We start from the raw sequence: 6,720 nt of genomic DNA on the forward strand, positions 1-6,720 counted from the left end.
CCGCAGCGCTCATGCATTCGGTGTGCGCCAACCACGCTCTGGTCGACGGCAACAAGCGCCTGGCGGCGATAGCCGCGCTCGTGTTCCTCGAGATCAACGGAGCGACATCGACGCTCGACAACAAGGATCTCTTCGATCTGACCATGGGGATCGCTGATGGGAGCCTCGCCGACGTCGCCGAGATTGCGGCTCGCCTGCGGGCCGTCGAGCCGCCCGACGCGGACGCAACCCGGGGCTAGGCTCGACGCATGGAGACGTCCGCACCGCTCGCATCGTTCACCGTGATCCCGAACCGCCGCGCCGTGGCCGACGAGGACCGCGCGGCGCTGATGGAGGCGCCCGTGTTCGGCAAGGTGTTCACCGATCACATGGCGCGCGTCAGCTGGCGCGACGGCGAGGGCTGGCGCGACCGGCGCATCGTCCCGTTGGCCCCGCTCGCGTTACACCCCGGCGCCGCCGTGCTCCACTACGCCCAGCAGGTGTTCGAGGGGCTCAAGGCCTACCGGCACGAGGACGGCTCGGTGTGGCTGTTCCGTCCCGAGGCGAACGCCGCGCGCATGGCCGATTCGGCCCGCCGCATGGCGCTCCCAGAGCTGGATGAGGGCGACTTCATCGCCGCGCTCGAGTCGCTCGTCACCGCGGATCAGGCGTGGGTGCCGGAGGAGCCGGGCGCGAGCCTGTACCTGCGGCCGGTGATGATCGCGACCGAGGCGAGCCTGCTGGTTCAGCCCGCGAACGAGGTCGAGTTCCTGGTCACCGCGTCGCCCGTGGGGGCCTACATGTCCGGCGGTGACGCGGGCGTGTCGATCTGGGTCTCGCGCAGCTACCACCGCGCCATCGCGGGCGGCACGGGCGAGGCCAAGACGGCCGGCAACTACGCGGCGTCGATGGCGCCGCAGGCCGAGGCCAAGGCCCACGGGTGCCAGCAGGTGCTGTTCCTCGATGCGAAGAAGAACAAGTTCATCGAGGAGCTGGGCGGCATGAACGTGGTGGTGGTGCGCGCCGACGGCTCGGTGGTCACCCCCCGGCTCACCGGCACCATCCTTCCCGGCGTCACCCGCGACTCGATCCTGACCCTGCTGCGGGACTCCGGGCGCAGCGTCCAGGAACGCGACATCCCGCTCGCGGAGATCCTCGCGGGCGTCGAGTCCGGAGAGATCGTGGAGGTGTTCGCCTGCGGCACGGCCGCGGTGGTCACGCCCATCGCGCGGCTGGTGTCCGACGACTTCGACCTGGCGGTGCAGGGTCCCGAGGGTGAGTCCGTCGCCGCCGAGATGCTGGCGGGCCTCACCGACATCCAGTACGGGCGCGCGGAGGACCCGCACGGCTGGATGCACCGGGTGGTGTGACGATGCGGGCGCTGGCTGGGGCCGCCGTCTGCGCCCTGGTGCTCGCCGGGTGCTCGGGCGCGAGCGACCTGGACGGCGGCACACCCACGCCCGCGGCCGTCGCATCGGCGGTGCCAGAGGTGAGCGCATCGGCGACGGGCACCCCGACCGCCTCGCCCGACTCGACCGTCACCCCGGAGCCCGTCGAATCGTCGGACGCGCCGTCGCCGCTCGTGACCGTCACCGACGAGAACCTCATCGAGGCCTTCGACGCAGCGGGATTCCCGTGCGAGGGATCGCTCGACGGCGTGACGTGCGCGGTCGCCGGCGCCGACATCCCCATCGGGCTGCCGGTCGACTGGGCCGCGGACACCGAGCTGCGCCGCGATGCCTGCGAGCAGGGCTACATCAATGAGGACTATCGGGTCGTGGGGGACGATGCGACGTGGTTCGCTGCCCCGGACTTCGAGGAGCAGGGCCAGGCGCTCATCGACGGGCTCGCGGCGGCCGGCTACGCGACGGCGTTCTTCGACTACTGCCCGGCCTGAGCGATGCCGGATCCCGATGTCGGATCCCGATGTCGGATCCCGATGTCGGTGCGCGCGCGTAGCCTCTCTCCATGCCGTCCTCCATGCCCGAGTACACGCTGACCCGTAAGCGCATGAAGAACGTGCGCATGGTGGTCCGCGCCGGCACCGGCGAGGTGCGGGTGAGCGCGCCGCACCGGATGGCGCAGCGGGACATCGACTCGTGGGTGCGCTCCAAGTCGGAGTGGATCGCGGCCAAGCAGGCCGAGGCGCTCGCGCGGCCGGTCCCGCTGTCGCCGGGGCCCGCGGCGGACGCGCTGCGGCGGGAGCTGCGACCGGTGGTGGCGCAGCTGCTCGACGAGTGGGTTCCTCGCATGGGAGTGGCGTACCCGGATTGGCGGCTGCGGATCATGCATTCGCGGTGGGGCAGCTGCAACTCGTCCAAGAAGTCGGTGACATTCAGCGTCGAACTCGCCCGGCAGCCGTACCACCTGGTCGAGTACGTGGTGGTGCACGAACTCGCGCACCTGCTGGAGTCCAACCACGGGCCTGGCTTCTACGCGCTGATGGACCGGTACCTGCCGCCGTGGCGCGAGCACCGCTCGGAGCTCAACTCGCCCCGCTGACGTCAGCCTGCGGGGAGCTCGAGGAGCAGCACGCGGCCGTCGTCACCCGGGAGGCGCATCAGCACCATCAGGCTGACACGGGACGCCCCTAGCTGGTACCCCCAGGGTGAGACAACGGCCTCCGGGAACTCGCCCGACCGCGTGACCGTGAACATCCCTTCACCGGTGACCTCCTCCCCGGGCTGGAGGAGCGCGGTGTCGCCGTTGCCGCGCAGCGACGCGGCGCGGGTGGTCCCGCTGGTCCACAGCGCTCCGATGCGGGCGAGCCTCGGTGTCACCGTCTCCCAGTTGCGCTCCGCCAGCAGGTTCTCCGCCGGCTCCAGCTCGAGCACCACGAACCCGCCGTCCGTGTCGACGGCGAGCGGCTCCGCTGTGACGTTGCGCGCACGCCAGCGGACCTCGCGCGTGTACGGCGAGCGGTCCGCCGTTGAGGTCAGCGAATGGAGCTGGAGCGGCGCCTCCGAGGGTGCGAGCCACAGGGCGGAGCAATCGGGCGTCGAGGTCCAGCCGGGAACCGCGATGGTGTCGACTTCGCCGAGCAGGCCGTCGGGGTCGGGTGGCTCGCACACCAGCGCAGCGAGCCTCCCCTCAGCCGTCTCACCGATCTGCCGGGGAGAGGCACCGGCGAGGATCTGCTCGACGGTGGCGGAGCGCGCCGCGGCCGTCCCCGCCACCTCGATCGCCACGGAGGAGCCGCCGGGGGATGGTGACGCGAGCCGGGCCTGCAGAGTCACCTCGACCGTCTCGCCGCGCGCGACCGAGCCGGCGGGCAGTCTGGCGTACCCGTACGCGCTGGCGCCCGGCCACAAGGTCCAGCCCAGTGCTGCGCTCGCGGGCGCCAGTGCGCGCGTGGTGTCGGAGAGCCACAGCGAGGTGCCGGAGGCACCGTCGCCATCGACCTCGGGGGCGACCGGCGCGATGCCGTCCGGCTCGGTCAAGAGAACCACCGAAACGGTCGCGAGGTCGATTCGCGTCCCCGATGACGAGACGTTGCCGATCTCCCAGTCGATGGTCGCGGAGCCGTCCGCGCCCACGTCGACCACGGTCGCCGAGCCATCGAGCAACTGCTCTCCGGCAACCCAGGTCGCCGCGCAGGTGGAAGGCGCCGGCTCGTCGATCCCGATCAGACCGCACAGCAACGCCTCCTGGGCCGGCTGCTCCACCGCTTCGCCGCGGGTGCGCGGGGTCATGGTGGCGATCAGGGTGCTCGCCCGCACCGGGGAGACCACGGGCACCAGGGGTTCCCCCTTGTCGATCTGGGCGTTCGCACGGGCCGCGATCTCCGCATCGGCGCTGCCCGTCCGCCAACCAGCCACCCCGAAGAGAATGACGAACGCCGCGACCAACGACGCCACGGCGCCCGCACGAAGGCGCCAGGTCGCCACCCGTGCGAGCCGCACGTGCGTCGCGAGCGCGACCGCATCGACCCTCTCGGAGGCGGTGGTCTCGCCTCGTTCGACGCTGCGCCGGAGCCCGGCCTCGAGGAGCGAGGTCATGGTCGCCGTCCGGTGACGTCGACGAACTCGCTGCCGCCCCAGGCGGCGTCCTCGGCGTCGAGCGACTGCCCGAAGCCCCAGTCCTCCAAGGTCTCGACCGCGTGGACCAGGCGGGCCCGCACCACATCCGCGTCGAGGCCCACCTCCGCTCCGATCGACTCCGCGTCGAGGCCGTCGAGGTAGCGCATCACCACGCAGACGCGCTCGGCCGCCGGCAGCGCGGAGAACCCGTGCATGAGCCCGTCCACCGGGTCCGGGTCCTCGCGCATCGGGTGCGCCTCGACGTACGCGCGCGCGGCCGCGACGTTCCGGTGCATGGCGGAGGCGGCGACGGCGACGTCGAGCTCCGGCGCCTGAGCGATCTCGTCGAGCGCGGGTCCCGCGCCCGCTCCGGGAGGGGCACGATGCTTGTTGTGGGCGAGCGCATGCCGCATCGAGCGCAGCACGGAGCCTCGCGCACCCTCGAGGGATCGGACTCGCGCGCCTTGGAGCACGCTCACCAGCGCATCCTCCAAGATCACGTCCGCGGACCCCGCGTGGCCGGTGAGCGCGAAGGCGTAGGCGTAGAGCTCGCGGCCGTGGGCACGCATCAGTGCGCTGAGGGTGCGTTCCCATCCGCGCATTCCGGCCTCCCTGCCGTGCTCTCCTGATTGTCTCAGGGCGCGCGGGCCTGGCGCCATCGCCGGCCGTCGCGGCCCGCAGGTGACCCTGGGCGGGACTTTGGCGGCGCTCAGCCCTCCTGGCTCAGCGGCACCTCAAGCAGGAGCACCGTCTCGTCGTCCTGCTCGTAGGCGATGACCGAGTTCGCATAGTTGTACGCCAGTCGCACGGTCAGCGACACGAGTGCGCCCTCACGAGCCGCCGCGGAGTCGTTCACGCTCAGGGAGGGCGGCACCTGCGCCGATCCCGTGAGGGAAGTCCCCGGCGCGAGCTCCACCCATTCCGGCGTGACCGCGACGACCGCGAGGCGGGACGTATCGGTCTTCCAGAAGGTGGGACCGACCAGATAGTCGTCGCCTTGCGCGACGTCCCGAAACGTGACGCCGGGAACTGCATCGGGGTCGAGCTCGATCGCCAGCGTCGCCGACGCGACGTCCACGGTGATCGGCTCCGAGCGCAGGTTGGTCATCGTCCAGGCGAACGTGAGCTGGTCGCTCGAGACCACGGTGCCTGTCACCATCCGGCCTTGGTCGAGCCACAACGTCTCGCACGACGCGAGACGCCTCGACGTGGTACCGGAAATCAGCTTGTAGTTCGAATTCAACACCGACCACAGGCTGCAGTGCAGTCCCCGCTCCGCGCGCTCGTCCTGGTAGTACCAGGTGCGCTCCTCGACCTGTGCGCTCAGGAGCGGATAGACGGCCGATGGTTGGGGCACGGCCACCGGCATCGGCTCCGGCGCCGCGGGGGCGATCCGCCCACCACCGCCGACGGTCAGAACCCCCACGAGCGCCACCACCAGCACCGCCGCCGCGCCGGCCGCGAGACCCACGCCGCGCATCGTCCGGGCGCGCCGCACCCGTGTCACCGCGGGCCCGACCATCGCATCGGCCCGCTGCTCGTACAGCTTGACCCCGGTACGTGCCTGGTGCTCCATCGCCTGCTCGAGCGCGTTCACCGCCGGCCTCCCTTCGTGGTGACCAATGCGTGATGTTCGACCCCGCCCTCCGCCGCGTCCGCCGGATCCAGCCCGAAGTCGCCGTGCGTGCGCTGGAGCGTGGCGATCGCGTCGTGCAGATAGCGCCGCACCGCCCCCGGTGCGATGCCCAACTCCTGCGCGATCGCCACGGAGCTGAGGCCGTCGAAGTACCGCATCACCACGCACGTCCGCTCGCGCGGGGGCAGGGATAGGACCGCTTCCACGAGCGCCTGGTGGAGGGACGATGCACGGGTCGGGTCGGGTGCGACGCTCTCCGCGTCGCGGTTGTCACGCTGGGGGCGGGCGGTCGCGCGCCGGTGGGTGTCGATGAAGGCGGTCTGGATCGCCCGCTTGACGTAGGCGTGCGAAGCGTCGAGCGTCATCACCGCGCGCCCCCGCTTGAACACGCGCACCAGGGCCTCCTGGACCAGGTCCTCCGCCGCGTCAGGATCGCCGGTCAGCACATACGCATAGGCGAACAGCGCGCCGCCGCGCTCACGCATCAGCGTCCCCAGCGTGTCTCCCCACCCGGCCATCGGACCTCCCCACCTCAGCCCCTAGAACGCATCCTCTCGCCGTAGCGTTGGGTGCGTCCTGCCAAGGCTCGCGGTTACCCTCGGTGCATGGCCCGCGACGGCGATCTCACCCGGCCCGACGGCCGCATCGTCCATTGGTACGAGGACGGCCCGCGCGACGCCCCTCTGGTCCTGTTCTGGCATCACGGCACGCCCAACATCGGCCAGCCGCCGGGCCCGCTGATGAAGCCCGCCACCGACCGCGGCATCCGCTGGGTCGCGCTGGACCGTCCGGGATATGGCGGGTCCACGCGCCAGGAGGGACGATGCGTAGCCGACGTCGCGGAGGATGTCGCCGCCGTCGCGGACGAGCTGGGCGTGGAGCGGTTCGCCGTCGTGGGTCACTCGGGCGGCGGTCCGCACGCTCTCGCGTGCGCGGCGTCGCTGGGCGGTCGCGTTCGGGCCGCGGTGTCGATCGCGGGCCTCGCTCCGTTCGAGGCCGGCGGGCTCGACTGGTACGGCGGCATGGCGCAGGGCGGGCGGCTGGAGCTCGAGGCCGCGGCGCTGGGCCCCGCGGCGCTGGTGGCCC

Annotated in this window: 9 protein-coding genes; 5 read left to right on the forward strand and 4 right to left on the reverse strand. The window is 71.9% G+C overall.

Annotated features, from left to right (window positions below; all coding sequences use genetic code 11):
* The 4 genes from Q0L54_RS09535 to Q0L54_RS09550 form a co-directional block, all read left to right on the forward strand.
* On the forward strand, positions 1-239 hold a 239-nt coding region (locus Q0L54_RS09535), incomplete at its 5' end, for a type II toxin-antitoxin system death-on-curing family toxin (RefSeq protein ID WP_296667581.1).
* A 9-nt stretch (positions 240-248) separates the two neighbouring features.
* Positions 249-1,349 carry a branched-chain amino acid aminotransferase gene (locus Q0L54_RS09540; protein ID WP_296667583.1) on the forward strand — a complete coding sequence of 367 codons (1,101 nt, stop codon included), beginning with the start codon at positions 249-251 and terminating at the stop codon, positions 1,347-1,349.
* A 2-nt stretch (positions 1,350-1,351) separates the two neighbouring features.
* On the forward strand, positions 1,352-1,876 hold the full coding sequence (locus tag Q0L54_RS09545) for a hypothetical protein (protein WP_296667584.1): 525 nt from the start codon (positions 1,352-1,354) through the stop codon (positions 1,874-1,876).
* Positions 1,877-1,947: 71 nt separating this feature from the next.
* Complete coding sequence (locus Q0L54_RS09550; protein ID WP_296667586.1) at positions 1,948-2,481, forward strand: SprT family zinc-dependent metalloprotease; 534 nt, start codon at positions 1,948-1,950, stop codon at positions 2,479-2,481.
* A gap of 2 nt (positions 2,482-2,483) precedes the next feature.
* Here the strand turns inward: Q0L54_RS09550 and Q0L54_RS09555 are convergent, their stop codons facing one another.
* The 4 genes from Q0L54_RS09555 to Q0L54_RS09570 form a co-directional block, all read right to left on the reverse strand.
* Entirely contained in the window at positions 2,484-3,977 is a 1,494-nt protein-coding gene (locus Q0L54_RS09555; RefSeq protein WP_296667587.1) for a hypothetical protein, read from the reverse strand.
* Entirely contained in the window at positions 3,974-4,600 is a 627-nt protein-coding gene (locus Q0L54_RS09560; protein WP_296667589.1) for a hypothetical protein, read from the reverse strand. Before Q0L54_RS09560 ends, Q0L54_RS09555 begins: the two co-directional genes overlap by 4 nt.
* Before the next feature lie 107 nt (positions 4,601-4,707).
* Positions 4,708-5,595: a hypothetical protein gene (locus tag Q0L54_RS09565; protein ID WP_296667591.1), complete on the reverse strand. Its 888-nt coding sequence runs from the start codon at positions 5,593-5,595 to the stop codon at positions 4,708-4,710.
* Positions 5,592-6,152 (reverse strand): sigma-70 family RNA polymerase sigma factor, encoded by a 561-nt coding sequence (locus tag Q0L54_RS09570; RefSeq protein WP_296667592.1) that lies wholly within the window; start codon positions 6,150-6,152, stop codon positions 5,592-5,594. Before Q0L54_RS09570 ends, Q0L54_RS09565 begins: the two co-directional genes overlap by 4 nt.
* Before the next feature lie 87 nt (positions 6,153-6,239).
* Between Q0L54_RS09570 and Q0L54_RS09575 the strand changes: the two genes are divergently transcribed.
* Positions 6,240-6,720 (forward strand): alpha/beta fold hydrolase (locus Q0L54_RS09575; protein ID WP_296667594.1); only part of this gene is annotated, 481 nt, incomplete at its 3' end.

It is taken from the genome of Demequina sp. (genome assembly GCF_024642165.1).
Lineage (GTDB): Bacteria > Actinomycetota > Actinomycetes > Actinomycetales > Demequinaceae > Demequina.

Bases quoted from the DNA above. Each gene is read 5' to 3' on its own strand.
- Q0L54_RS09545 (WP_296667584.1), top strand. From the start codon at position 1,352: ATGCGGGCGCTGGCTGGGGCCGCCGTCTGCGCCCTGGTGCTCGCCGGG.
- Q0L54_RS09555 (WP_296667587.1), bottom strand. From the start codon at position 3,977: ATGACCTCGCTCCTCGAGGCCGGGCTCCGGCGCAGCGTCGAACGAGGC.
- Q0L54_RS09540 (WP_296667583.1), top strand. From the start codon at position 249: ATGGAGACGTCCGCACCGCTCGCATCGTTCACCGTGATCCCGAACCGC.
- Q0L54_RS09560 (WP_296667589.1), bottom strand. From the start codon at position 4,600: ATGCGCGGATGGGAACGCACCCTCAGCGCACTGATGCGTGCCCACGGC.
- Q0L54_RS09550 (WP_296667586.1), top strand. From the start codon at position 1,948: ATGCCGTCCTCCATGCCCGAGTACACGCTGACCCGTAAGCGCATGAAG.
- Q0L54_RS09570 (WP_296667592.1), bottom strand. From the start codon at position 6,152: ATGGCCGGGTGGGGAGACACGCTGGGGACGCTGATGCGTGAGCGCGGC.